This is a genomic window from Burkholderia dolosa (assembly GCF_902499135.1).
Classification (GTDB): Bacteria; Pseudomonadota; Gammaproteobacteria; order Burkholderiales; family Burkholderiaceae; genus Burkholderia; species Burkholderia dolosa.
Window position 1 is genome coordinate 1 of record NZ_CABVPR010000058.1, and the last position, 24,036, is coordinate 24,036.

Sequence of the window (24,036 nt, forward strand, 5' to 3'; positions counted from 1 at the left end):
TTGAACCGCTCGTCGTATTTCGTCATGAAAAAACCCCAAGGGTCGGATCTATGTCCAACTCTTGGGGTTCAGTTCACTGAGGGTGCCCGTTTTGCATTCGGAGGTGCGGGCTCCGATCGTGCCCGCGCCGCGGCGGTTACGCAGGCTGCTGCAGGTCGCGGCGGCCGAACCACGACGGCACGAGCGCGACCGCGTCGTCGAGCGATGCGAGCACGTGCAGGCTCAGCGCGACGATCTCGGGCGTCGGCGCCTTCAGGTCGGGCACGGTGACGACCGACGCGCCGGCGCCGGCGGCCGACTGCGCACCGAAGTCGCTGTCCTCGAACGCGACGCACGCGTGCGGCGGCACGCCGAGCCGCTCGGCCGCGAGCCGGTAGACGGCCGGGTCGGGCTTGCCGCGCGCGACTTCGTCGCCGCCCGCGATCGCGCGGAAGAACGGCAGCACGCCGACCGCATCGAGGCGCGCGCGGATCACGTCGCACGCGGACGACGACGCGACCGCGCACGGAATGCCGGCCTGCGCGAGCGCGTCGAGCAGCGCGAGTGCGCCGGGCTTCAGCGGAAACTTCGGATGCGGGTCCGGCGCGGCAAGCCGTTCGCGCACGCGCATGCGGACCGCGTCGAACGTGTCGGCGTCGCCGATCAGCCGCGCGAGGATCACCTGACCTTCGGCGAACGAGCGGCCGACGATCTGCAGATAGTCGACGGCGGTCAGCGCGACGCCGTGCGCGTTCGACACGTCGATCCACGTGTTCATGATGGTCCGCTCGGAATCGACGAGCAGGCCGTCCATGTCGAAGAGCGCGGCGGAGAAGGTCATCGGCGGAAATCGGGAAGGCAGAAAGGGCGCGGGCGGCGCGACGGCCGCCCGGCACGGACAGCGGACGCCGCGGCGTCCGGCGGCGACGCCGCGCTCAGCGGCCGAGTGCCGCGCGCGCGGCCTTGGCCGCCGCACGCACCTGGTCGGGCGCGGTACCACCCGGATGGTTGCGGCTCGCGACCGAGCCTTCGAGCGTCAGATAGTCGAACACGTCGTCGCCGATCAGATGCGCGACGTTCGGCAGCTCGCGCTTCATCTCGTCGAGCGTCAGGTCCGCGAGGTCGATCGCGCGTTCGTCGCAGATCCGCACCGCATGCGCGACGGCTTCGTGCGCGTCGCGGAACGGCAGTCCGCGCTTGACCAGGTAGTCGGCGAGATCGGTCGCCGTCGAGAAGCCCTGCAGCGCGGCCGCGCGCATCGCGTCCGGCTTCACCGTGATGCCGGCGACCATCTCCGCGAAGATGCGCAGCGTGTCCGCGACGGTGTCGACCGTGTCGAACAGCGGCTCCTTGTCTTCCTGGTTGTCCTTGTTGTACGCGAGCGGCTGGCCCTTCATCAGCGTGAGCAGCGCGATCAGGTGGCCGTTCACGCGGCCGGTCTTGCCGCGCGCGAGTTCGGGCACGTCCGGGTTCTTCTTCTGCGGCATGATCGAGCTGCCGGTGCAGAAGCGGTCCGCGATGTCGATGAAGCCGACGCGCGGGCTCATCCACAGCACGAGTTCTTCCGACAAGCGCGACACGTGCGTCATCACGAGCGCGGCCGCGGCGGTGAATTCGATCGCGAAGTCGCGGTCCGACACCGCGTCGAGCGAGTTCGCGCAGATGCCGTCGAAGCCGAGCGTCTTCGCGACCGCGTGGCGATCGATCGGATAGCTCGTGCCCGCGAGCGCGGCCGCGCCGAGCGGCAGGCGGTTCACGCGCGTGCGGCAGTCGCGCATGCGCTCGGCGTCGCGCGAGAACATCTCGACGTACGCGAGCAGGTGGTGGCCGAACGTGACCGGCTGCGCGACCTGCAGATGCGTGAAGCCCGGCATGATCGTGTCCGCGTTCTTTTCCGCGAGGTCGATCAGCGCGCCGCGCAGATCGTTCAGCAGCCCGCCGATGCGGTCGATCTCGCCGCGCAGCCACAGGCGGATGTCGGTCGCGACCTGGTCGTTGCGCGAGCGGCCCGTGTGCAGCCGCTTGCCGGCGTCGCCGATCAGCGCGGTCAGGCGTGCCTCGATGTTCAGGTGGACGTCCTCGAGATCGAGCTGCCATTCGAATTCGCCGCGCTCGATCTCGCCCTTGATCTGCGCCATCCCGCGTTCGATCGCCGCGAGATCGTCGGCGCTGATGATCTTTTGCGCGGCGAGCATGCTCGCGTGCGCGAGCGAGCCGGCGATGTCGACGAGCGCGAGACGCTTGTCGAAAAACACCGACGACGTGTAGCGCTTGACCAGCTCCGACATCGGTTCGGAGAAGCGGGCCGACCAGGCCTCGCCCTTTTTGTGCAGTTGGGACGTCATGGCGATTCTTCGAAGGGGAGTTGGGCGGCGTGCGCCGCCGAGGGAATCTTGCAATTCTAGCATTCGCGCGCAGCGCCGCCGCCCGGCGCGGCCGTTCGGGGCCTGTGCGACGACCCGCGCGGCGGCCTTTCGCGGCGGTGCGCGAAGCCGGTGCGCACACACCGGGCGCGGCACGCTCAATCGCGCACGAGCACGACGAGCTTGAGATCTTCCCGATGCGCAGGTTTTAACGTGATCTGCTGGTAGACGAGACGGCCGTCGGCCGGATGATCGAATTCGCGTCGGCCGCCCTCGCGCTCGAATACGTCCTGCGATGCCCGGTACTGCGCGAACGCGTCACTGCCGGCCGTCAGCGCGCGTCTCCCAGTCGACCACCTGCGTGCGCAGGGTCGGCGCGTTCCATTGCCGGTCGAGCACGTAGGCCGGTGTCGCGATTGCGGCGGCGGAACCGTTGCGTGTGGCGTTCACGTTCGACTTCCGTGACCGCGAAGCGACGATTTGGGCGACTACGACGGCGGGCCACGGCGGCGACATCGCGCGCGACGTTGACGCTTGCGGCAGTGGAAAATGGGTTTGGCAACGAACTGCATGCCCCGTCCGAAATCGTGCGGCTGAACGACAACGCGGCGGACTACACCGCCGACGACACGCGCAGGTTCCAGTGGCCATCGGCCTGAAGTCATTGAACACGCCGGTGTGCAGCCCCCAATGTATAACGGGATGGCCGCGACCTTCGTGACGACAATGAAACGCGATTACGTCGTCTTCATGCCGAAGTGCGACGCAGCGACTGCAGCACGCAACTTGGCCATCGCGTTCGAGCATTACAACGAGAGGCATCCTCATAGCGTGCTGAAATACCGCTCTCCTCGCGAGTCCCGGCGTTCAATGACTTAGGCAACCTTGGTGTGACGTTGTGTCCGGGATTAAAGAATCGACTCCACCGGCATCTGCGGCATACGTAATTTCCAAACTGGTTCCGCGAAGATTGAATTCTGAAAGTCAGTGAACGAATGTTCTGATATGGTCGCATCATTTGGATCGATAGATTTTTCGCTGGACTATCTCATGCCGTTATGCATATTGCAGCGCGGGAGAGTGAGCATTGCAAGCCACTTGCATTCAACGATTTAAAAGAAGTGATTGATCCGCGGTCGCAAGGGCGATGGCGAGGCGGGCGTCAAGACTATTTTGCACGACTTCGATCTAATACGTGCTGTCGCCGACCCACTACGATAGGACATGGGTCATGCATAAAGCTATGACTCCTGGTGCTGGTTTTTCCGAGAACTGCCGATTCGGCGTGTGTTGCATTGCAGTGCCAGACTATTTCGGCTTAAAGACGATGCACGTTTTTCTGTTCATCTATCCGATACTCTCAACAATAGTGAATTTCTGCCAACGTTAGCATCAGGCTATGGTTTTTATCGATCAGATCGCGCGATCCGCACTCTTAACTTACAGAAAATCCGTCTCTTCGGGGTTCGGCTGCGTGCGACAAGTTTTTTGTGGAGTTGGTGGGGCAGGGGTGCGTTTGCATATTCGGGAAGGTATAAAAATTAGCCATGAGGAGGAAGGCTTGAATTTACGACAAACAGGAAAAATAACTGTGTCGTATGCGTGAAACCGGACAGTAATTGATCGATGATTTTCTAGCGTGTTTTCTAGTGTCAGGATCAACGATTTTCGGATATTTCTGGGTATGAGGGGTAAATAGTCGCTCAGGGGGGGGTGAGTGGGCGAGTCTATTGTTTCTTGTTAATATTTTGTGGGGGTAAAATATGCCGATATCGCCATGTCAGTACAGGTCGTCAATTGGAAGTCATCAAAATAATATTTATTCGAGGCATGAGGGAGGGGCGTCTGGATCAGCAAGAATTAAAAAAGGCTCGAGCATCTCGGAAATCTTGGAGGTTCGGAATGGGGGGCGTAATATTATGTTTGAGGCTGATCGGGTTCTAAACACCTCAAAAAGACTGAACGGGACGAACGCTTTCCGGCGAAATCCAGTTTCCACTGCCTTGCAGATAATGTGTCTTTGCTCCCAGGCCCGCATAGAAGGGCCAATACCACCTTCAGCCGAGGAGGGATCATTGTCCAGGAGCGGCAACAACCCACTTTATGCTATCTCGGATTTTGTCTCTGCTGTTAGCCAGTCTGCTGTTGCAGCGACAGCCTCTTTTATCGCACATGATCCCTTGCCCCTGATACCGGGTGCTTACGCCGCGCCGTCGTCTCGTAGTGACAGTGGTATCGTCAGGCATATGGACAGCGATAGTTATATTGTTTCAGGTGTGCAAGCGAAGGAGGAGCTGATTTCCAGTCTGGTAAAATATCTGGTGTCCGATGGGCAATTGACCGAAGCCGAAGGAGAAGCCCTTAAATCCAAAATGCGGGTCGAGGCTGCTGAGATGCCAATGCTCGTCGCTCGTCTGGATAATGAAGCTCAGCCTATCAAACGGACGTCGGAATCTGCTCGCAATAAAGCGATCGAAGATCATATAACAAAACACTGCGCATTTGAAGAGGAGGTGCTGAATGCCCAAGGTGAGAATCAAGGGAAGGTGCTTTTGTTTCAGGCGCAGCGCGCGGACCATCCGTTCAGATTTATTTACGATAATACGGACGGAGGTCCTTCGCCCGAGGCTCGTGGCGTTGCCGATGGACTATGGTGGGTTGCTGCGATTATAACATTCGGGCTGACTCCGGCAATCGGAGGAATGGTTGCCTCCAGCAAGCGTCATGAATATTATAAAAATAAAGGCGATGGAATATGTGCTGAAAGATATAGCAGGTTGCTTGTTGCGCAAGTGGTGACCGCGGCTGATATCGATGGGCTACCGTACACCTCACGCGGGGCCTCGGGAAAGCCAAGGTTTACCGAGTTCCGTAATGTTTTGCCAACACGGAAAGATGCGGCTTTTTATACTCGCGACCCGCACTCTGGTATAAGAAGGGAGCTTCTGCTGAAGCTGAAGCAGGGGGAAGGTTCAATAGATGATGGCGGTCGTGAAGTTTATATTAGGCCTACGGAAAGAGCAGGTGAATTCGTTACGTATCATCCTGATGCTGTGAATCCGAAATTGCTGGAAAGGAGGGTCATTGTCGATGAGAATGATCTTACCTGGCGTTATGCTGACAGTTTGGATTCAACGGGGCTCAATGTTCGAATTGAGGCAGGGAAAAGGCAAATAGAGCTGTATGGTGAGTACTATGAGCTTAATCAGAATGGTGCGGGGAAGTATGAAATCGTTCTGCCGAAGAAGTCTGGTATTACGGAATACGTTCCTGTTTATATGGAGCCCTTGTCTAGGGTGTGGCATATGAGTACTCGTAATGAGCGTCGGGTGTTTAGTGATGAGCAGCAAAAAATCATAGATAAAATAAAAGTTAATGGAGATGTACGATTGGATGCTTACTACATTCTGCCGAATAATAATCCGTCTTATTATGGGTCCGGAGAGCTGATTGATGTTCAGGCTGGAAGCATTCAGGGGAAATTTATCGAAATGGGGGGGGAGTATATTCCGGTAAGAAACACTCAGCATAAAGTTCGCGGGGCCTTGTACGAGGCGTACGATGTAAAAAATCCAGATGCGCAAGGCTATCCGATCGAGTGGGACGGGGAGCGTTGGTTGTTTGAGAGTGAAACATCGATTCATGTTTCCGAATTTCTCGAGCAGCAGGTTGCTGCAGATATGCTTGCTGAGAATGTAAATGCGGAGATGTTGTCTGCTCCTGATCATATGGGATTAAGAGTTGACGAGGGCGGGGGTAAATATATTAAAGTGAAGGGTAAATATTTGAAGGTTGATGGGTCGGAGGATCTCCCGTTTATTACAATGGGCGATGGTAGTAAAAAATATATTGAGTTTAAGGGTGGTGAGTTTCATTCGGTTGGAGAGTCTGGCGGTGTGCGAGGTGAAGCAGATGTTAGATATATGAATCCTCAAGGTGCGCAATCTTCCCGTATGGATGCCGGTGGAAGTGCTGGTGTGCGGAAATTAAATAAAATTAATGAATTTATTGACCCTGAAATTCTCGAAAGTAACTTGAGTGAAAATCGTGTGAATGAGGTTGTGGATGGTTTGTTGGGAGAATATTTGGAAGGGCATGAATACCAAACTTATCGAGGATTGAGCGTTGACGCGGTGCGGGATCCGACGTATGTAGTTAATATGAAAAGGGAATATGAACTTCATGCCCAGGGGGCGTTGAATCATGCTGAGGAGGCGCTGAGGAGATTGGGGGGGGAGGAGTATGAGGGGGAGGTTCAGTGGGTGCAGGATTATTTGGCTGGCGCTTTAGGAGTGCGGGATCCTAATGTTGTTAGTGCTGCGTATCGGGAGTTGCATACGGCAACTGTGGCGATTAGGGATTATATGCGTGACGCTGCGAGTGATGGATATAATAATTTTGTCATTGCTTGTGCGCCGCAGATTAAAGTTGATGCGCTTGCATATAAGAGTCCATTGAGTGATGTTCAATTGAAGAAGGTGCCGACGGCGTTTACCATAGTAAGGGATCCGGAGCATCGTATATATTTGATCGGCGATCGTTTGCAGCCAGCTCCTCCTCTCGGTTCACCTCATGAATCGGTAGCGCCTGTGGGGCAAGTCATACTTCACGAGGCATCACATACATCGATTCAGACGGAGGATTTCTATTATGCGAACTGGACACCGCCAAGAGGAATGGCTGGCCCTCGTCGTCCTAACGCGTTGGAAATGAAGAATAAATTCGATGCGGCTGTAGAAAGTGGTGAAATTATGAATAATGAATTTGTTCGCGAATTCATGGTGAAAATCGGTGAAGTGCAGGGCATCGATTCGGTGTCGCGTGATATGGCGCTGAATTCCATTAAGGCGGATAATATGTTGAGGGCTAATATTATGATGCGTAATGCGGATAACGTTGCGATTTACATAACGGATGTTGCCACAAGTAGGGGATATGCATCGGATAATCGAGTTAGGAGGCGGGCGGAGGTTGAGGGGGCTGAAATCCACAGCGCTAAATCAACTGCCGCAGAAGTTGGCGACGCCGAAGTTGGGATTTTGAGATTGGCGCTTGCCGCGCTGGAATCGTCCCCAGAAAAGCTCGGTCGGAAGCATAAAGCACAACCAGTCGGCTCTGAATAATTCGCCAACGCTTGTGCAGTAACGCTTGGTGGGAGGAGTGGCGTTGTAGGAATTGCAAGTCGAGGGCCTCCTGACGAGTGATTCCTGCAAATCCTGACGGAGTTCGGGTGGATCCGAAGACGCGGGTGCCAGACGGAGATTTTGTCCGCCAACACTGTACAAGCAGTTCAACTTGAAGCATTCCTTAGTGCAATGGGTGTGAGCGCCGTCTCGCATCTAAGCGGGCGGCGATGTGGGCGCGCGTGATCGCAGGACTGCCGTACTTACCGCGTGCCTTTCACCCGTCGGATGAAAGCATGATGTGGCAAGACCCGGAGAACCCGTACCGGGTGCGCCAGGAGAGTCGACAAGGTGCGGTGGTGAAAGTCCACTGCGATGAAGGACATAGCGAGTCACATCAGCCTCGAGCCGCGCGTGGACAACCGTGAGCAGGTTAGCAAAGCGTTGACACGGGAGCCATGGAGCCAATGACGAGCGGAGCGTTCGATGCCGGAAATACGAGGTTGAAGGTTCAGCGCGAGTTTTTCAGGGTAGAAGGAAGCGGACAAAGAGAGCGAAGTGCGGGAGCCGAAGCAAGCTGAAGCAGCGGAGGCGTTCATCCCCGCACGAGCACGACGAGCTTGAGATCTTCCCGATGCGCAGGCTTCAAAGTGATCTGCTGATACACGAGGCGGCCGTCGGCCGGATGGTCGAATTCGCGCAGGCCGCCTTCGCGCTCGAACACGTCCTGCGATGCCCAATACTGCGCGAAGGCATCGCTGCCGGCCATCAGCGCGTCGATCAGCGCGCGGGTCGGCGCGTCGGCGAGGTGGCGGATCGAGTCGGCGCGGAATTCGGCCGCGAGCCGGCGCGCGCGGGTTTCCCAGTCGACGATCAGCGTGCGCGCGGCCGGTGCCATGAACGTGAAGCGCAGCAGGTTGCGGTCGTGCTCGCCGTCGAGCCAGCCCGTGAACAGCGCGGCGGCCGGCGCGTTCCATGCGAGCGCGTTCCATTGCCGGTCGAGCACGTACGCGGGCATGGCGATCGTGGCGACGGTCGCCGCGAGCGTCGGCGGCAGGTCGCCGGCAGCGACGTCGGGCTCGGCCGGATCGCGCTGCGCGGCCAGTTCGAACAGATAAGCGCGTTCGGCCTTCGACAACTGCAGCGCGACGGCGATCCGGGCGAGCGCATCGGCCGACGCCGACACCGGGCGGCCCTGTTCGATCCACGTGTACCAGGTTGGGCTGACGCCGCACAGCTGCGCGACTTCCTCGCGCCGCAGCCCCGGCGTGCGGCGGCGCGGGCCGGGCGGCAGGCCGACGGCCTGCGGCGACAGCCGTTCGCGGTGCGCCCGGATGAATTCGCCGAGTGCGCGGGCGGGCGTCGCATCGAGGGGCGGGGTAGGGGCGGAGGACGGCTGGTTCATGCGGAAACGGCTGAAAAGGGGCACCGGAGGCGCGACAAGGATCAGGCAGGTGTAACAAATACCAGAATAACTGCTTAACTTGTACTGGTACAAGCGCGGCCCTATTGTAGCGATTCGCGCGCTGGCAGGCAGCGAGCGCCCCACCCAGGGAAGGAGCCAACGATGAAACATCACGACCAGGTCGCCGACGCATTCGGCACGACAGCCGCCGCCTACCTGACGAGCACGGTCCACGCGACGGGTGCCGATCTGCAGGCGCTGGCCGACGCCGTGCACGCGACGCCCGCCGCCGCCGTGCTCGATCTCGGCTGCGGCGCCGGTCATGCGAGCTTCGCGGTCGCGCCGCACGTGCGCGATGTGGTCGCGTACGATCTGGCCGCGCCGATGCTCGCGACCGTCGACGCCGCCGCGCGCGAGCGCGGGCTCGCGAACGTCCGCACGCAGCAGGGTCCGGCCGAGCGGCTGCCGTTCGATGCGGCGACGTTCGACTACGTGATCAGCCGGATGAGCGCGCATCACTGGCACGACGTGCGCGCGGCGCTGGCCGAAGTGCGCCGCGTGCTGAAGCCGGGCGGACGCGTGCTGATGATCGACATCGCCGGCAACGACCATCCGTTGCTCGACACGTATCTTCAAGCGGCCGAGGTGCTGCGCGACGCATCGCACGTGCGCAACTATCGCGCCGACGAATGGCTCGCGATGTTCCGCGACGCCGGTTTCGATGCGCACGTGCAGCGCCGCTGGCGGCTGCAGATCGACTTCGACACGTGGGTCGCGCGGATCCGGACGCCGGCCGACAGCGTCGCCGGCATCCGCGCGCTGTGGGCGCACGCGCCCGACGAGGTGCGCAGCTACTACGCGGTGCAGCCGGACGGTTCGTTCGAACACGATGCGCTGCTGATCGATGCGCATTGAGCGCGGCCGGCGCCATCGGATCGCGCCGGCTTCGCCCGTCGTACACCGCGCGTAAAAAAGCCGCGATACGCACGAACGCGTATCGCGGCGGATGCGACGTCGGCAAACGCGCGGCGAAGCGGGCCGCGCGTTTGCGCGGATCAGCCGGTGTTGCGCAGGCCGGCCGCGATCCCGTTGATCGTCAGATGGATCCCGCGGCGCAGTCGCGCGTTCGTGTCGCCCGCGCGGTGACGCTTGATCAGCTCGACCTGCAGATGGTTCAGCGGATCGAGATACGGGAAGCGGTTCTTGATCGAGCGCGCGAGCAGCGGGTTCGTCGCGAGCCGCGTGTCGTGCCCGGTGATTTCGGCGAGCGCGCGCGACGTGCGCTCCCATTCGGCGACGATCCGCTCGAACACGTGCTTGCGCAGCTTGCGATCGGCGACGAGCTGCGCATAGCGCGATGCGACCGCGAGATCGGTCTTCGCGAGCACCATGTCCATGTTCGACAGCAGGTTCGAGAAGAACGGCCAGGTCTTGTTCATCTTCTTCAGCAGCGCGAGGCGCTTGGTGCGCTCGGCCTCGTCATGCGCGCCGTCGAGATACGCGCTGACCGCACTGCCGAAACCGTACCAGCCGGTCAGCAGCAGCCGGCACTGGCCCCACGAGAAGCCCCACGGAATCGCGCGCAGGTCTTCGATGCGCCGGTTCTTCGGATCCTGCAGCTTGCGCGACGCAGGGCGGCTGCCGATGTTCAGCTCGGCGATCTCGGTGATCGGCGTCGACGAGAAGAAGTAGTCGGTGAAGCCCGGCGTCTCGTAGACGAGCGCACGATACGCGGCCATCGCCGCGTCGGACAGCGTCTGCATCGCGGCTTCGAACGCGGGCAGCTGCGCGGGCGCGTTCGACTGCAGCAGCAGCGACGCTTCGAGCGTCGCGGCGACCACCGTTTCGAGGTTGCGCCGGCCGATCTCCGGGTTCGCGAACTTGCTCGCGATCACTTCGCCCTGTTCGGTCAGCCGGATCTGGCCGTTCACGGTGCCCGGCGGCTGCGACAGGATCGCCTGATAGGTCGGGCCGCCGCCGCGGCCGACCGTGCCGCCCCGGCCGTGGAACAGCCGCAGCGTGATCTTGCGCTCGCGGAACAGGTCGACGAGCGCGAGCTCCGCGCGGTACAGCTCCCAGTTCGACGTGAGGAAGCCGCCGTCCTTGTTGCTGTCCGAATAGCCGAGCATCACTTCCTGTTCGGCGCCCTGGTGCGCGATCAGCGTGTCGACGCCCGGCAGCGCGAAGTATTCGCGCATGATCCGCGACGCGTCGCGCAGATCGGGGATCGTCTCGAACAGCGGGATCACCATCAGCGCGTTCTTCGCGTGGCTGCCCGGCGTGCCGAGCGTGCCTTCGAGCAGCCCCGTCTCCTTCTGCAGCAGCAGCACTTCGACGAGGTCGCTGACGGTTTCCGTATGCGAAATGATGTAGTTGCGCACCGCGCGCGCGCCGAATTGCGCACGCACGTCGCGCGCTTTCTCGAACACGCCGAGCTCGCTTTGGGCGAGCGCCGAATACTCGAGATACGGCGAACGCAGCGGGCGCGGATCGGCGAGCGCCGCGAGCAGCACGCGCAGCTTGTCTTCCTCGGCGAGCGCCGCGTAATTCGCTTCGACGCCCGCGCGCGCGAACAGCTCCGCGACGACGGCTTCGTGGACGTCCGAGCTCTGGCGCAGGTCGATGCTCGCGAGATGGAAGCCGAATACTTCGGCCGCGCGCACGAGCGGCGCGAGGCGCGGCGCGGCGAGCGACGCGCCGTGGTGTTCGTCGAGCGACGCGGTCAGCACCTTCAGGTCGGCGACGAACTCGTCGGCATCCGCATACGGCGTCGCGCGCACGGGCGGCGCGCCGCGCCCCGCGCTGCGCACCGGCACCGTGCCTTCGCCGAGCCGCACGCGCGCGCTTGCCGCGAGCCGCGTGTAGATGCCGATCAGCGCGCGGCGGTACGGCTCGTCGACGCGATGCGGCGACTGGTCGGGCGACGCCGCCGCGAGCGCCTTCACCGCGTCGCTTGCGCCGACCAGCAGGTTCGACACCGACAGTTCGGCGCCGAGCTTGTGCACCTGTTCCAGATAGTGCTCGAGGATCACGGCGGCCTGGCGGTTGATCGCTTCGTCGAGCGTCGCGGCCGTCACGTTCGGGTTGCCGTCGCGATCGCCGCCGATCCAGCTGCCCATCTGGAAGAACGCGGGCACGCGCGCGGGCAGCCCGTGCTCGGCGAGCGCGGCTTCGATGTCGCCGTACAGCGCGGGCAGTTCGTCGAGGAACGTCGCGCGGTAGTACGACAGCGCGTTCTCGATCTCGTCGCCGACCGTCAGCCGCGCGTCGCGCAGCATGCGCGTCTGCCACAGCGCGGTCACGCGCGCGCGCAGCATCGCCTCGTTGTGCGCGCGTTCGCGCGCGGTCAGCGGCTGGTCGCGCTCGGCGAGGAGCCGCGCGATGTCGTGCTGCGCGTCGAGGATGCTCTTGCGCTGCACTTCGGTCGGATGCGCGGTCAGCACGGGGACGATCAGCGCATCGTCGAAGAAGCGCTGCAGCAGCCGCTTCGATGCGTTGCCGGTCGTCTTCAGCTGCTCGAGCGCGTACGCGACCGTGCCCGGCTGCGGCGCGGAGCCGGCCAGTGCGTGGATGCGGCGGCGGCGGTTGTGGTGGCGGTCTTCCGCGATGTTCGCGAGGTGCGAGAAATAGCTGAACGCGCGCACGACGCTCACCGTCTGCTCGGGCGTCAGCTTGCGCAGCTTCTTCTCGAGCGTCTGCGCGGCTTCGTTGTCGTCCTCGCGGCGAAACTTCACCGCGGTCTGGCGGATCGTCTCGACGACGTCGAACACCGTGTCGCCTTCCTGCTCGCGCACGACGTCGCCGAGCAGGCGGCCGAGGAAGCGGATGTCCTCGAACAGCGGGCGATCCTTGTCTTCGCGCGTGCGCGCGCCGGACTTCGGCGCGGCGGCCGTGCGGGCGGCGGCGCGCACGGCGGTGCCGGCCGCGGTTGCCGTTCGTTTCGTCGGACGTATCGGGTCTTTCGGTTTCGTTGCCGGTTGGTTTGCCGGTTTCGCACGGCCGTTCGCGGCGGCGGCGACGGTGCCCGTCTGGGCGTCGGAGGGAGGCAGGGCAGCATTGCGGCGCGCCGTACGCGCCGATCCGGAAGACTTCACGATGGGTTTCCTTGGGAAAGCTCGAGTCAAAAGGAACTGCGGGAACTGCGGAAACTGCAGGTACTGCGGTCAAGCAACCAGCTACGTGCGGCACGTCGGCGCATCGGCGCCGCGGGCCGCGCGGGCGCGGCTCGGGCGCAGGCGCCGGGCCCGGGCGGGCCGAAGCCTGCGTGCTACCATTGTTCGATCTTCCATCCCGTCCTTCGATGTTCCTGCAATGAATTCCGAGACCCTTTCGGTCGGGCCGCGACAGACGCAGCCGCCCGCGACGCTGACGATTGCTTCGCGCGAGAGCCGCCTGGCGATGTGGCAAGCCGAACATGTGCGTGATGCGCTGCGCAAATTATATCCAGCTTGCGACGTGAAAATCCTCGGGATGACGACGCGTGGCGACCAGATTCTCGATCGCACGCTGTCGAAGGTCGGCGGCAAGGGTCTGTTCGTGAAGGAACTCGAGAACGCGCTCGCCGACGGCCGCGCCGATCTCGCGGTGCACTCGCTGAAGGACGTGCCGATGGCGCTGCCCGACGGCTTCTCGCTCGCGGCGATCATGACGCGCGAAGACCCGCGCGACGCATTCGTGTCGAACGACTACGCGTCGCTCGACGCGCTGCCGGCCGGTGCGGTCGTCGGCACGTCGAGCCTGCGCCGCGAAGCGATGCTGCGCGCGCGCTATCCGCATCTGAACGTGCTGCCGCTGCGCGGCAATCTCGACACGCGTCTCGCGAAGCTCGACCGCGGCGACTACGCGGCGATCATTCTCGCGGCCGCGGGGCTCAAGCGTCTCGGTCTCGAAGCGCGGATCCGCGCGCTGCTCGCTGTCGACGACAGTCCGCCCGCGGCCGGGCAGGGCGCGCTCGGTATCGAGATCGCATCGCATCGCACCGACGTCGCCGCGTGGCTCGCGCCGCTGCACGATCCGCAGACCGCGCTCGCGGTCGAAGCCGAGCGGATGGTGTCGCGTGCGCTCGGCGGCAGCTGCGAGGTGCCGCTCGCCGCGCATGCGGTGTGGCGCGCGGGCGAGCTGTACCTGACCGGCCGCGTGTCGACGACGGACGGCACGCGCGTGCTCACCGCCGACGCATGTGCGGCGGTGATCAGCGTCGCCGATGCGCTCGCGCTCGGCCGCGCGGTGTCCGACGAACTCGAAGCGCAGGGTGCGCTCGACATCGTGCACGCATTGCTCGCCGGTTCGCAGGCCGGCAAGGGCGACGCCTGATGGCGGGCGGCGCGCGTGCGTTTACCGCCGTCCTGACGCGCCCGGACGGCCAGTCTGCCGGGCTCGCCGCGCAACTGGCCGAAGCCGGCTGCGACGTGCTCGAATTTCCGCTGATCGACATCGCGCCGGTCGACGATCCGGCGCCGCTCGATGCCGCGCTCGCGGCGCTCGCCGATTACGCGCTGGTGATCTTCGTGTCGCCGAACGCGATCGAGCGCGCGCTCGCGCGCTACGACGCGATCTGGCCGAACGCGCTGCCGATCGGCGTCGTCGGCCCCGGCAGCGTCGCGGCGCTCGAGCGGCACGGGATCGCGGCCCCCGCGCATCGCGTGATCGCGCCGCACGCGCCCACCGACGGCGGCGTGCCGCGCTACGACTCGGAAAGCCTGTTCGCGAGCATCGAAGCGGCGTTCGGCGGCGCCGCGGCGCTCGCGGGCAAGCGCGTGCTGATCGTGCGCGGCGACGGCGGGCGCGAATGGCTCGCCGAGCGGCTGCGCGAGGCCGGCGCGGACATCACGCTCGTCGCCGCGTACCGTCGTGTCGTGCCGGAGCCGCGCATCGGCGCGTGGGAGCGCGTGCACGCGCTGCTCGGCGGCGAGCCGCACGCGTGGCTCGTCACGAGCTCGGAAGGCGTGCGCAACCTGCACGAACTCGCGCGGACCCACCTGAACGGCGCGGAGATCGACGCGCTCAAGCATGCGCCGCTCGTCACGCCGCACGCACGGATCGAACAGACCGCGCGCGCATTGGGTTTTGATAGGATTACGCTGACCGGCGCGGGCGATGAGCGCATCGTCCGCGCGTTTCGAACGATGGCCGACGAGGCCGTCCAACCGGCGACAGCCGCACCGGTGACTAAACGCATGACAGATACCAACGATTCCAAAAGCGTCGCTTCGCAGCCGGCCGCTGCATCCGCACCGCCGTCCAGTTCTCCTTATGCCGCGCCCGCGCCGAACGCACGTCGCGGCGGCAGCGCGGTGCTGTGGTTCGTCATCGTCGTGCTCGGCTGCGCGGCGGGCGTCGGCGGCTATGCGCTGAACCGCAAGGTCGACCGGCTCGACGACGCGCTCGTCGCGCGCCAGAAGGCGCTCGACGCGCAGGTTGCCGACACGCGGAGCAAGACCGAGCAGGCGCTCGCGAGCACGCACCAGGTCGACACGCAGCTCGCACAGCTCGACGGCAAGCTCGCCAATGCGCAGAGCGCGCAGCAGGCGCTGCAGCAGCAATATCAGGATCTGTCGCGCAACCGCGACGCGTGGATGCTCGAGGAAGTCGACCAGATGCTGTCGAGCGCGAGCCAGCAGCTGCAGCTGACCGGCAACACGCAGCTCGCGCTGATCGCGCTGCAGAATGCCGATGCGCGGCTCGCGACGTCGCAGAGCGCGCAGGCCGTCACGGTGCGCAAGGCGCTCGCGCAGGACATCGAGAAACTGAAGGCTGCGCCGTCGGCCGACCTCACCGGCCTCGCGATCAAGCTGGACGACGCGATCGGCAAGATCGACGCGCTGCCGCTGTCGGGCGAGACGATCGTGCCGCACGCGGCGCCGAAGGCCGCGCCGGCCGATGCGGCGTCGTCCGCCGCGGCCGGCGAGTCGCGCTGGAAGGTGTGGTGGCACGACTTCTCGGCCGGCCTCGGCCAGCAGCTGAAGAGCCTCGTGCAGGTGCGCCGGATCGATAACGCCGACGCGATGCTCGCCGCTCCCGACCAGGGCTACTTCGTGCGCGAGAACGTGAAGCTGCGGCTGCTCACCGCGCGGCTGTCGCTGCTCGCGCGCAACGAGAGTGCGATGAAGGCCGACCTGCATGCGGCGCAGGCGGCGCTCGGCAAGTATTTCGACCAAGCATCGAAGGACACGCAGACGGTCGAGGATCTGCTCAGGCAGGTCGACGCCGCGTCGCTGACGGTCGCGGTGCCGAACCTGAACACGAGCCTGAACGCCGTTCAGCAGTTCAAGAGCCGGGGGTAACGATGACGCTCCGAGGAATCGTCTGGCTCGCGATCCTGTTTGCGATCGCCGCGGCGCTCGCCACCGTCGGCCGCTTCGACGCAGGGCAGGTGCTGATCGTCTATCCGCCGTACCGCGTCGACGTGTCGCTGAATCTGTTCGTGATCGCGATCGTCGTGCTGTTCATCGTCGTGTATGCGCTGCTGCGCATCGTGCGCAACATCTGGCGCATGCCGCAGCGCGTCGCCGCGTACCGCGCGCGTTCGCGCAACGAGAAGGCGCAGGCGTCGCTGCGCGATGCGATCGCGAATCTGTACGCGGGCCGCTTCTCGCGCGCCGAGAAGGCCGCACGCGATGCGCTCGCGGTCGATGCGAACCAGGGCGCGGCGAGTCTCGTCGCGGCGACGGCCGCGCACCGGATGCACGAGTACGCGCGGCGCGACGACTGGCTGTCGAAGGTCGACGCACCCGGATGGCAGGACGCGCGGCTGCTCGCGACGGCCGACATGCGCGCGGACGCGCGCGATGCGGACGGCGCGCTCGCCGCGCTGGCCGAGATGCAGGCAGGCGGCAAGCGCATCCACGCGCAGCAGGTCGCGCTGCGCGCGCAGCAGCAGTTGAAGAACTGGGCCGAGGTGCTGAAGCTCGCGAAGGCGCTCGAGAAGCGCGAGGCGCTGCATCCGGCTGCGGCCGTGCGGCTGCGCCAGCAGGCCGCGGAGAACCTGCTGCGCGAACGCCGGCACGACGCCGACGCGCTGCTCGAGGTGTGGCAGTCGCTGTCGCCGGCCGAGCGTCAGTCGCCGCGTCTCGCCGATCTCGCGGCGGAACTGCTCGTGCCGCTCGAACGCCGCACCGAAGCGCGCCGCATCGTCGAGGACGCGCTCGCGCACAACTGGGATGCACGGCTGCTGCGCCGCTATCCGGATACGGCCGGCGCCGATGCGTTGCCGCTGATCCAGAAAGCCGAAGGGTGGAAGAACGATCATCCGGAAGACGCGGACCTGCTGTTCGCGCTCGGCCGGCTTTGCCAGCAGCAGCAGCTGTGGGGCAAGGCGCAGTCGTTCCTCGAAGCCGCGCTGAAGCTCGCCGACAACGACGCGTTGAAGGTGCGCACGCACCGCGCGCTCGCGCGGCTGTTCGAGCATCTCGGCGAAACCGACAAGGCGGCGAAGCACTACCGCGAAAGCGCGCTCGCGATCGTCGTGGTGTGAGACGGCGGCGGCTGCCGCTCGCCGCGCGCGTCGCGCAGTAGAAATGCCCCGAACGCCTGACGGCCTTCGGGGCATTTTGTTTGGAGCGACGCGAGCGCCGCGGCGTTTATGCGTCGAGCTGGCGCAGCCGCCTGGCGTCGCTGGCGACGAACTACACCGGCAGCAGTCGATTGGACTCGCGAACCCGCACGCGTGCGGCCGGCGCATGAACGATTCCGTCCCGCACTTCGGCGCGGTCCGTCGTCATCGTTGCCGGCTCCGCATCATTTGTCGACGAGCCGCTTCGGCACCGACAGCGCGAGCAGCCCGCCGAGCACGAGGAACGCCGCGAGCACGTACATGCCCGCGTCGTTCACGCCGGTCGCCTGCTTGAGCCAGCCCATCATGTACGGGCTCAGGAAGCCGGCGAGGTTGCCGATCGAGTTGATCATCGCGATGCCGGCCGCGGCCGCCGCGCCGCCGAGGAACGCGGTCGGCAGGCTCCAGAACAGCGGCAGCGTCGTCAGGATGCCGATCGTCGCGAGCGTGAGGCCGAGCATCGCGAGCGCGGTCTCGTGCGCCCAGACCACCGACAGCACGAGCCCGAGCGCGCCGATCGCCGCAGGGATCGCCAGGTGCCAGCGGCGTTCGCGGCGCTTGTCCGCGCTGCGCGCGATCAGGATCATCGCGATGACCGCGGCCGCATACGGCACCGCCGACAGCAGCCCGATCGCGACCGTGTCCGTCACGCCGGTCGCCTTGATGATCGTCGGCAGCCAGAAGCCGACGCCGTAGAGCCCCATCACGAACGAGAAGTAGATGAGCGCCATCAGCCACACGCGTGGGCTCGCCATCACGGTGCCGAGCGGCAGGTCCTGCTTCGTCGCTTCCTCCGCGTCGACGTTGCGGGCGAGCAGCGCCTTTTCGTCGTCGGTCAGCCACTTCGCATGCGCGATGCGGTCGTCGAGCGCGAAGAACACGAGCACGCCGGCGAGCACCGACGGAATGCCTTCGAGCAGGAACAGCCACTGCCAGCCGTGCCAGCCGCTCACGCCGTCGAACGCCTTCAGGATGAAGCCCGAGATCGGGCCGCCGATCACGCCGGACAGCGCGACGGCGGTCATGAAGAACGTCGTCATCCGGCCGCGCCGATGCGCGGGATACCAGTAGGTCAGGTAAAGGATCACGCCGGGGAAGAAGCCGGCTTCCGCGACACCGAGCAGGAAGCGCATCACGTAGAACATCGCGGGCGTCGTGACGAACATCGTCAGGATCGAGATCACGCCCCACGTCGCCATGATCCGCGCGATCCACACGCGCGCGCCGACCTTGTGCAGGATGATGTTGCTCGGCACCTCGAACAGGAAATAGCCGAAGAAGAAGATCCCCGCGCCGAGCCCGTAGACGGCGTCGCTGAGATTCAGGTCGGCCGCCATCTGCAGCTTCGCGAAGCCGACGTTCACGCGGTCCAGATACGCGACCACATAGCACAGCAGGAGCAGCGGCGTGAGCCGCCACGACACCTTGCGATAGGTTGCTTCCTCGAATGCGCCGGACGAGCCGGGCAGCGACTGCGTCGATGTTGCCATGTTGTCTCCTGTCCTTGTAGTTGGCCGCGGTCCGGCCCGATGCCGGCCGCGGTTTCGTGCGAAGCAGTGCGTGGTGTCGAGCCGCCCCGAGCAATCCGGATGCGGCGCGACAGCGTGGATGCCGCTAGATGCAGCGCCCGCCGTCGACTTCGAGGCAGACGCCGGTGATGAATTCGGCTTCGTCGGATGCGAGGTAGAGCGCGGCGTTCGCGACGTCCTGCGGTGTCGAGAAGCGGCCGAGCGGGATCGTCGCGAGGAAGCGGCGGCGGTTCTCGGGTGTGTCGTCGCACCCCATGAATTCGGTCATCAGCGCCGTTTCGCCAAGCACCGGGTTGATGCAGTTCACGCGGATGCGGTCCGCGCCGAGTTCGGCCGCGAGCGACTTGCTCGCGGTGATCATCGCGCCCTTCGTGCTGTTGTACCAGACGAGGCCCGGCCGCGGCCGCACGCCGGCCGTCGATGCGACGTTCACGAACACGCCGCCGCCCTGTTCGCGGAAGTACGGCACGAACGTCTGCACGCTCCAGAACAGGCTCTTCATGTTCACCGCGTACACGCGGTCGAACTCGGCTTCCGTCACGTCTAGCACCGGCTTGTTGCGATGCGTGGTGCCGGCATTGTTCACGACGATCGCGACCGACCGGAAATCGTCGAGCGCCGCCTGCAGCAGCGCGCGCCAGTCGTCGCCGTTCGATACGTCGCCCGCGACCGCGATCGCCCTGCCGCCCGCGATCGCGATCTCGCTCGCGACGCGCTCGGCCGCCGCGCCGTTCACGTCGTTGACGACGACGTTCGCGCCTTCGCGCGCGTACGTCTTCGCAATCCCTTCGCCGAAGCCCGAGCCGCCGCCCGTGACGACGGCCGTCTTGCCGCTCAGCCGCATGGTGTGTCTCCTGTACTTGACGAGTATCGTCGTGTGCCGATCGGCCGCTGCGCGGCGCGCACGGCCTACCCGTGCCGGATCGCGATCGTTTTCAGTGCGGTGAAGCCGTACAGCGCCTCGAAGCCTTTCTCGCGGCCGTGCCCCGAGTGTCCGACGCCGCCGAACGGCAGTTCGACGCCGCCGCCCGCGCCGTAGTTGTTGATGAATACCTGACCGCCGCGCAGCCGCCGCGCAATGCGCATCTGCCGCGCGCCGTCGCGCGTCCAGATGCCGGCGACGAGCCCGTACGGCGTACCGTTCGCGAGCGCGACCGCCTCTTCTTCGTCGACGAAGCGCATCGCCGCGAGCACCGGACCGAACACTTCTTCCTGCGCGAGCCGGTGCGACGGCGGCACGTCGCGCAGCAGCGCCGGCGCCTGATAGAAGCCGCTTTCCGGCGCATCGGCGACGACCTGCCCGTGCGCGGCCATCGGAATGCCGTCGTGCTGCGCGTCGGACAGGAAATCCCATACGCGCTGCTGCTGCTTCGCGTTGATCAGCGGACCGCAATCGAGATCCGCGCGGCTCGGGCCGACGCGCAGTGCGTTGAACGCGGTCGCGAGCCGGTCGACGAGCGGCTCGTAGACCGCGCGCTCGATCAGCACGCGGCTGCCGGCCGAGCACGTCTGCCCGCCGTTCTGCACGATCGCCGACACGAGCACCGGCAGCGCCGCGTCGAGATCCGCGTCGGCGAACACGATCTGCGGCGACTTGCCGCCGAGCTCGAGCGTGACCGGCACGTGGTTCTCGGCGGCCATCTGCGTGACCAGCTTGCCGGTGGCCGGCGAGCCGGTGAACGAGATGTGGTCGATGCCGGGATGGCGGGCGAGCGCGGCGCCCGCTTCATGGCCGTAGCCGGTCACGATGTTCAGCGCACCGGCCGGCAGCCCGGCTTCGGCGGCGAGCTCGGCGACGCGCAGCAGCGACAGGCACGCGTCCTCGGCCGGCTTCACGACGCATGCGTTGCCGGCTGCGAGCGCGGCGCCGACGCTGCGGCCGAAGATCTGCATCGGATAGTTCCACGGCACGATGTGGCCCGTCACGCCGTGCGGCTCGCGGACCGTCAGCACCGTGTAGCCGGCTTGATACGGGAGCGTCTCGCCGTGCAGCTTGTCAGCCGCGCCCGCGTAGAACTCGAAGTAGCGCGCGAGCGCGGCGGCATCCGCGCGGGCCTGCTTCAGCGGCTTGCCGGTGTCGCGCGCCTCGATCGCCGCGAGTTCTTCGAGACAGTCGGCGACGCGCGCCGACAGCCGCATCAGCACGCGGCCGCGCTCGGCGGCGCTCGCCGCGCCCCACGCACCGGCGAACGCGTCGCGTGCCGCGGCGACCGCGCGCTCGATGTCGGGCGCCGTGCCGCGCGCGATCGTCGCGAACGGCTGGCCGTCGGACGGATCGACGACGGGAATGGTTTCCAGCTGGGCGGGCAACGTCCACTCGCCCGCGATGAAATGCTTTGCCTCTTCCATGCCTGCTCCTGTAGTGGGCGCGCGTGTGGGCGCGGGCCCCGTTCCGTGCGTTGCGGCGGGGCGGCGTCGTGCTTCGATGGCCGACATCCGGAACGATTATCGCGCCGATCGTCATCCGGACGCCACCGGTCGTTTGGCTATAATGGCGCATTCCTTGCGGGGTCGCCCGCGGCGATCCATCGGCCGCGGCGCCCTGTCCCGAATTCCCATCGACCAACAGAGAGCGCTCATGAGCTTCAATCATGTTCCGGCCGGCAAGGACCTGCCGCAAGATTTCAACGTGATCATCGAGATTCCCGCGCAGAGCGATCCGGTGAAGTACGAGGCCGACAAGGAGTTGGGCCTGCTCGTCGTCGACCGCTTCATCGGCACGGGCATGCGCTATCCGGTCAACTACGGCTACATCCCGCAGACGCTGTCGGGCGACGGCGATCCGGTCGACGTGCTGGTGATCACGCCGTTCCCGCTGCTGGCCGGCTCGATCGTGCGCTCGCGCGCACTCGGCATGCTGCAGATGACCGACGAGTCGGGCGTCGATGCAAAGCTGATCGCGGTGCCGCACGACAAGGTGTGCCCGATGACGGCGAACCTGAAGTCGATCGACGACGTGCCGGGCTACCTGAAGGACCAGATCAAGCACTTCTTCGAGCAGTACAAGGCGCTCGAGAAGGGCAAGTGGGTGAAGGTCGAAGGCTGGGCCGGCATCGATGCCGCACACAAGGAAATCACCGAAGGCGCCGCGAACTACAAGAAGTAAGCGGCGCGCCGGCCGACGGCCGGTCGTTCGGAGCGCACAACCGCGCGCGTCTCGTCATGAGGCCGCGCGGTTTTGTTTGGTGCGTGCGATTCGCGCGCCGGACGGTGTTGCGGTGGCTGCGGGCGCGGGCGCGGGCGCGGGTGCGGCATCGGCGGGCTTTGCGCGCGGTGCGGCTTTCGGCGGCTTTGTCGACGCTGGTGCGCGTGCAGTCTCGAGCGGCCGACGCGGTTTCGCCGTTTTCTTCGCGCGGGCCGTCGATTCGGCAGTCGATATGGTCGCCGTTTCGGCCGTCGTTTTCGCCCGGTTGCGCGGCGGGCGCGCGCGAATCGGCGCATCCGGCACCGCTGTCTCGTCGGCACCGTCTGCGCCATCGAGCGCCGCCTGCGGCGGCAGCACCGAGTCGAGCGTCCGGATCCCGGCCGCGAGCTCGCGCTTTTGCGCAGCGGTGAGCCGCTTCACCCAGTATTCGGCGCGCGACGCGGTCGAGCGGTCGGGCAGCGGAAACGACGCGAGCACCGCACGCGGCTTGCGCGAACGCGTGTAGCGCGCGCCCTTGCCGGCCGCGTGATCGTCGAAGCGCGCGGCGACATCGGTCGTGATGCCCGTGTAGACGCTGTCGTCGACGCACTCGATCAGATACAGAAACCAGGACATGGCTGCGTGGCGGGATGCGAAGCCGCCAGTGTCGCAGAAATGGCGCGCTTCATTGCCGCATTCGTCGTGTGTCGGCGGATTTCGCCGCGCACGGCGGCGTGCGCGCACGTAGCACCGAAGCGCAGCGCGGCCCGCGCACGCTACCCGGCCGGCCGCCGGAACGGATCGTGTTCGCGCAGTTCGTCGACGTACGCGTGGATATGCTCGGTTTCGCGGGCGAGAAAGTGCGCGACCGCGTCCGAGAACGCCGGATGCGCGAGCCAGTGCGCGGAATGCGTGACCGTCGGCAGAAAACCGCGCGCGAGCTTGTGCTCGCCCTGTGCGCCGCCTTCGAACGTGTCGAGGCCGGCCTCGATGCAGAACTCGAGCAGCTGGTAGTACGCCGTTTCGAAATGCAGGCAGGGCACGTGCTCGAGCGCGCCCCAGTAGCGGCCGTACAGCGTGCCGCCGCCGTGCTCGCCGCGACGATAGACGGCGAGCGCGCTCGCGATCGGCTGCCCTTCGGCTTCGGCGATCACGAGCAGCAGGTTCTCCGGCATCGTCGCGCCGATCGCGCGGAAGAAGTCGAGGTTCAGGTACGGGCTCGAATAGTGTTCGCGATAGGTCTGCCGATAGCAGCGCGAGAAGAAGCGCCAGTGGCCGTCGTCGATCATGTCGCCGGTGAGCCGCCGGAACGTCACGCCCGCATCGCGCACCTTGCGCCGCTCCGCGCGGATGTTCTTGCGCTTCTTCTGCTCGAGCGTGCCGAGGAAGTCGTCGAAGTCGCGATAGCCGTCGTTGACCCAGTGGAACTGCACGCCCTCGCGCAGCATCATCCCCATCGATTCGAGAAGACGCGCTTCGTCGCCGGTCGGAAACAGCACGTGCAGCGACGACACGTCGCTCTGCTCGGCGAACGCGAGCAGCGTGGCCGCGAGCCGGCGGCGCGCGTCGTCGTCGGCCGCGAGCAGGCGCGTGCCCTGCACGGGCGTGAACGGCACCGCGCACAGCAGCTTCGGGTAGTAGGACAGGCCGTTGCGCTGATACGCGTCGGCCCACGCCCAGTCGAACACGTATTCGCCGTACGAATGCTGCTTCGCGTAGACGGGTGCGGCGGCCGCGAGGCGGCCCGTGTGCGCGTCGGTCAGCGTGACGAAGTGCGGCGACCAGCCGGTTTCGTCGACCGCGCAGCGCGCGACGTGCAGCGCGTCGAGGAATTCGTGGCGCAGGAACGGCGTCGGCTGCGCGTCGCGTTCGAGCAGCGCGTTCCATTCGTCGGCCGGCACCTCCGCGGGGGACGACAGGATGCCCGTGCGATAATCGATGCGTTCGTGTTTCAAGCGTGAA

General features: G+C 65.2%; 15 protein-coding genes and 2 pseudogenes. 7 read left to right on the forward strand and 10 right to left on the reverse strand.

What is annotated here, in order from left to right; all coding sequences use genetic code 11:
* Nucleotides 1–136: 136 nt before the first annotated feature.
* The 3 genes and pseudogenes from BUB20358_RS21880 to BUB20358_RS21890 form a co-directional block, all read right to left on the reverse strand.
* Complete coding sequence (locus tag BUB20358_RS21880; RefSeq protein ID WP_035971898.1) at nucleotides 137–820, reverse strand: HAD family hydrolase; 684 nt, start codon at nucleotides 818–820, stop codon at nucleotides 137–139.
* Between the two features lie 94 nt (nucleotides 821–914).
* Entirely contained in the window at nucleotides 915–2,324 is a 1,410-nt protein-coding gene (gene argH / locus BUB20358_RS21885) for an argininosuccinate lyase (RefSeq protein ID WP_035971901.1), read from the reverse strand.
* Nucleotides 2,325–2,500: 176 nt separating this feature from the next.
* A pseudogene (locus BUB20358_RS21890) lies at nucleotides 2,501–2,783 on the reverse strand (MmyB family transcriptional regulator); the annotation flags it as partial.
* Here BUB20358_RS21890 and BUB20358_RS21895 point away from each other — a divergent pair.
* A pseudogene (locus tag BUB20358_RS21895) lies at nucleotides 2,770–3,221 on the forward strand (integrase core domain-containing protein); the annotation flags it as partial. The pseudogenes BUB20358_RS21890 and BUB20358_RS21895 sit on opposite strands and share 14 nt — an antisense overlap.
* A 1,196-nt stretch (nucleotides 3,222–4,417) precedes the next feature.
* Nucleotides 4,418–7,465 (forward strand): hypothetical protein, encoded by a 3,048-nt coding sequence (locus BUB20358_RS21900; RefSeq protein ID WP_123806817.1) that lies wholly within the window; start codon nucleotides 4,418–4,420, stop codon nucleotides 7,463–7,465.
* A gap of 595 nt (nucleotides 7,466–8,060) precedes the next feature.
* Here the strand turns inward: BUB20358_RS21900 and BUB20358_RS21905 are convergent.
* Nucleotides 8,061–8,870, reverse strand: coding sequence for a helix-turn-helix transcriptional regulator (locus BUB20358_RS21905; RefSeq protein ID WP_035971907.1), 810 nt, complete (start codon nucleotides 8,868–8,870; stop codon nucleotides 8,061–8,063).
* A gap of 162 nt (nucleotides 8,871–9,032) precedes the next feature.
* Here BUB20358_RS21905 and BUB20358_RS21910 point away from each other — a divergent pair, with 162 nt between their 5' ends.
* On the forward strand, nucleotides 9,033–9,785 hold the full coding sequence (locus BUB20358_RS21910; protein WP_035971908.1) for a class I SAM-dependent methyltransferase: 753 nt from the start codon (nucleotides 9,033–9,035) through the stop codon (nucleotides 9,783–9,785).
* A 140-nt stretch (nucleotides 9,786–9,925) separates the two neighbouring features.
* Here BUB20358_RS21910 and ppc read toward each other — a convergent pair whose 3' ends face one another.
* On the reverse strand, nucleotides 9,926–12,964 hold the full coding sequence (gene ppc / locus BUB20358_RS21915) for a phosphoenolpyruvate carboxylase (protein ID WP_006763681.1): 3,039 nt from the start codon (nucleotides 12,962–12,964) through the stop codon (nucleotides 9,926–9,928).
* A gap of 217 nt (nucleotides 12,965–13,181) precedes the next feature.
* On the opposite strand from ppc, the gene hemC reads away from it, so the two are divergent.
* The 3 genes from hemC to BUB20358_RS21930 are packed head-to-tail and all read left to right on the forward strand — an operon-like array spanning nucleotide 13,182 to nucleotide 17,343.
* On the forward strand, nucleotides 13,182–14,183 hold the full coding sequence (hemC, locus tag BUB20358_RS21920; RefSeq protein WP_006763682.1) for a hydroxymethylbilane synthase: 1,002 nt from the start codon (nucleotides 13,182–13,184) through the stop codon (nucleotides 14,181–14,183).
* Nucleotides 14,183–16,153, forward strand: coding sequence for a fused uroporphyrinogen-III synthase HemD/membrane protein HemX (gene hemDX / locus BUB20358_RS21925; protein ID WP_006763683.1), 1,971 nt, complete (start codon nucleotides 14,183–14,185; stop codon nucleotides 16,151–16,153). Before hemC ends, hemDX begins: the two co-directional genes overlap by 1 nt.
* Nucleotides 16,154–16,155: 2 nt before the next feature.
* The gene (locus BUB20358_RS21930; protein WP_006763684.1) at nucleotides 16,156–17,343 is read left to right on the forward strand and encodes a heme biosynthesis protein HemY; all 1,188 of its coding nucleotides are present in this window, start codon (nucleotides 16,156–16,158) and stop codon (nucleotides 17,341–17,343) included.
* 263 nt (nucleotides 17,344–17,606) lie between these two features.
* On the opposite strand, the gene BUB20358_RS21935 is transcribed toward BUB20358_RS21930, so the two are convergent.
* The 3 genes from BUB20358_RS21935 to BUB20358_RS21945 all read right to left on the reverse strand — a co-directional run bounded on the left by BUB20358_RS21935 (nucleotide 17,607) and on the right by BUB20358_RS21945 (nucleotide 21,299).
* The gene (locus BUB20358_RS21935) at nucleotides 17,607–18,911 is read right to left on the reverse strand and encodes an MFS transporter (protein ID WP_006763685.1); all 1,305 of its coding nucleotides are present in this window, start codon (nucleotides 18,909–18,911) and stop codon (nucleotides 17,607–17,609) included.
* Between the two features lie 124 nt (nucleotides 18,912–19,035).
* Nucleotides 19,036–19,794 (reverse strand): SDR family oxidoreductase, encoded by a 759-nt coding sequence (locus BUB20358_RS21940; RefSeq protein ID WP_006763686.1) that lies wholly within the window; start codon nucleotides 19,792–19,794, stop codon nucleotides 19,036–19,038.
* 65 nt (nucleotides 19,795–19,859) lie between these two features.
* Entirely contained in the window at nucleotides 19,860–21,299 is a 1,440-nt protein-coding gene (locus BUB20358_RS21945) for an aldehyde dehydrogenase family protein (protein WP_035971911.1), read from the reverse strand.
* Between the two features lie 229 nt (nucleotides 21,300–21,528).
* On the opposite strand from BUB20358_RS21945, the gene ppa reads away from it, so the two are divergent.
* Nucleotides 21,529–22,056, forward strand: coding sequence for an inorganic diphosphatase (gene ppa, locus BUB20358_RS21950; RefSeq protein WP_006763688.1), 528 nt, complete (start codon nucleotides 21,529–21,531; stop codon nucleotides 22,054–22,056).
* A 54-nt stretch (nucleotides 22,057–22,110) separates the two neighbouring features.
* Here ppa and BUB20358_RS21955 read toward each other — a convergent pair whose 3' ends face one another.
* Both BUB20358_RS21955 and BUB20358_RS21960 read right to left on the reverse strand, forming a co-directional pair.
* On the reverse strand, nucleotides 22,111–22,710 hold the full coding sequence (locus tag BUB20358_RS21955) for a GIY-YIG nuclease family protein (protein ID WP_035971913.1): 600 nt from the start codon (nucleotides 22,708–22,710) through the stop codon (nucleotides 22,111–22,113).
* A gap of 140 nt (nucleotides 22,711–22,850) precedes the next feature.
* Nucleotides 22,851–24,029 carry a GNAT family N-acetyltransferase gene (locus tag BUB20358_RS21960; protein ID WP_035971914.1) on the reverse strand — a complete coding sequence of 393 codons (1,179 nt, stop codon included), beginning with the start codon at nucleotides 24,027–24,029 and terminating at the stop codon, nucleotides 22,851–22,853.
* Nucleotides 24,030–24,036: the final 7 nt, after the last annotated feature.

Coding starts and splice junctions, on each gene's coding strand:
- BUB20358_RS21880 (WP_035971898.1), bottom strand. CDS start 820: ATGACCTTCTCCGCCGCGCTCTTCGACATGGACGGCCTGCTCGTCGAT.
- argH (WP_035971901.1), bottom strand. CDS start 2,324: ATGACGTCCCAACTGCACAAAAAGGGCGAGGCCTGGTCGGCCCGCTTC.
- BUB20358_RS21905 (WP_035971907.1), bottom strand. CDS start 8,870: ATGAACCAGCCGTCCTCCGCCCCTACCCCGCCCCTCGATGCGACGCCC.
- BUB20358_RS21910 (WP_035971908.1), top strand. CDS start 9,033: ATGAAACATCACGACCAGGTCGCCGACGCATTCGGCACGACAGCCGCC.
- hemC (WP_006763682.1), top strand. CDS start 13,182: ATGAATTCCGAGACCCTTTCGGTCGGGCCGCGACAGACGCAGCCGCCC.
- hemDX (WP_006763683.1), top strand. CDS start 14,183: ATGGCGGGCGGCGCGCGTGCGTTTACCGCCGTCCTGACGCGCCCGGAC.
- BUB20358_RS21930 (WP_006763684.1), top strand. CDS start 16,156: ATGACGCTCCGAGGAATCGTCTGGCTCGCGATCCTGTTTGCGATCGCC.
- BUB20358_RS21935 (WP_006763685.1), bottom strand. CDS start 18,911: ATGGCAACATCGACGCAGTCGCTGCCCGGCTCGTCCGGCGCATTCGAG.
- BUB20358_RS21940 (WP_006763686.1), bottom strand. CDS start 19,794: ATGCGGCTGAGCGGCAAGACGGCCGTCGTCACGGGCGGCGGCTCGGGC.
- BUB20358_RS21945 (WP_035971911.1), bottom strand. CDS start 21,299: ATGGAAGAGGCAAAGCATTTCATCGCGGGCGAGTGGACGTTGCCCGCC.
- ppa (WP_006763688.1), top strand. CDS start 21,529: ATGAGCTTCAATCATGTTCCGGCCGGCAAGGACCTGCCGCAAGATTTC.
- BUB20358_RS21955 (WP_035971913.1), bottom strand. CDS start 22,710: ATGTCCTGGTTTCTGTATCTGATCGAGTGCGTCGACGACAGCGTCTAC.